Origin of the sequence: Tardiphaga robiniae (genome assembly GCF_013359755.1) — a bacterium.
In the GTDB taxonomy this organism is placed as follows: Bacteria; Pseudomonadota; Alphaproteobacteria; order Rhizobiales; family Xanthobacteraceae; genus Tardiphaga; species Tardiphaga robiniae.
On record NZ_JABMCJ010000035.1, the window covers coordinates 1 to 1098 of the forward strand.

The 1098-nt window shown below is 58.7% G+C and carries 3 protein-coding genes; all 3 read right to left on the bottom strand.

Going from position 1 to position 1098, the window contains the following annotated elements:
- Positions 1-541: phage tail length tape measure family protein (locus tag HP556_RS00165; RefSeq protein ID WP_175365474.1), on the bottom strand; the 541-nt coding region annotated here is incomplete at its 3' end.
- Positions 534-968 carry a phage tail assembly protein T gene (locus HP556_RS00170; RefSeq protein ID WP_000459457.1) on the bottom strand — a complete coding sequence of 145 codons (435 nt, stop codon included), beginning with the start codon at positions 966-968 and terminating at the stop codon, positions 534-536. The genes HP556_RS00170 and HP556_RS00165, both read right to left, overlap by 8 nt.
- Entirely contained in the window at positions 950-1084 is a 135-nt protein-coding gene (locus tag HP556_RS00175; RefSeq protein WP_089520890.1) for a phage minor tail protein domain-containing protein, read from the bottom strand. The genes HP556_RS00170 and HP556_RS00175 overlap by 19 nt, the downstream gene beginning before the upstream one ends.
- Positions 1085-1098 lie beyond the last annotated feature (14 nt).

Here is a 1098-nt window from a genome sequence, read left to right on the forward strand (position 1 = left end):
ACGTCAGCCCTGCCGCCTGCCCGGCTCTGGACAGGACCAGCATACGATCTGCCGTCAGTCCCGCCTGATTGCCGGAAAGGACCAGCGTTTTGTTGAAATCGGACAGGGTTGAGTTGCCCTGATACCAGGCATACGCCAGCGCACCGGTCGCCACCGCCAGCGAGGTGGCCCCCACCATCGGCAGGGTGATCGCACCGGCAAGCCCCCTGAACATGGGGATCATCCCGCCGAAGGAGTCCTTCACCTGCCCCCCCTGTTGCAGCAGGATCAGCCACGGACTTTGCCCGCCTGCAAGCTGCGTGGCCACGTCGGTGAACTGTGCAGGCAGCATACGCATGGCGGCTTTATACTGCCCGACGGAAATCCCCGCTTTCTGTGCAGCCAGCGCCTGTCGGCTCAGCGACTGTTCAACGACTGCCGCTGTTTTTTTCGCATCACTTTCCGTACCAGAAAAATGACGCCTGACTCTGGCCATCTGCTCGTCAAATCTGGCCGCATCCAGACTCAAATCAACGACCAGATCGCCTACCGGTTCAGCCATACCGGACTCCTCCTGCGATCCCTTCTGATACTGTCATCAGCATTACGTCATCCTCCGTCATGTCCGCCACATCCGGGGAAGCGGGGATAACTTCATTCCCGTCCGGGCCAAAGCGGACACCTCCGGCAAGCCCTGCCGCTTTCTGCATCAGCACATCATCTTCAGGCTCTTCGTCAGCCTCGCGCCGGTTCAGCAGACTGAAATCCAGCGGATGCATATCCGGATCGCTGAAAAACAGGCTGAGCACGGTGTACGTCAGCCCGGAAAAGTGCATATCCAGCAGAACATCATGAAAATAATGGGTACTGTAAAAGCGGTGCCAGTCGGCATACTCCGTGGATGACATCCCGGCAAGCATGGCACGCCAGTCGGGTCGCCCCATCTCACGCGCCAGTTTCAGGGCAAAACTCAGCTCACCGTCGAACACTTTCCCGCAGAAACAGGCTCTGCGGGCCCGGCGTCCTCTGTCTGTTCAGGGGCATTATTCACCACAAACTCATACATACCAGACAGCCGGTACACCACGTTTTCAGCATGAGAAATTGCCTCCGTGGGCC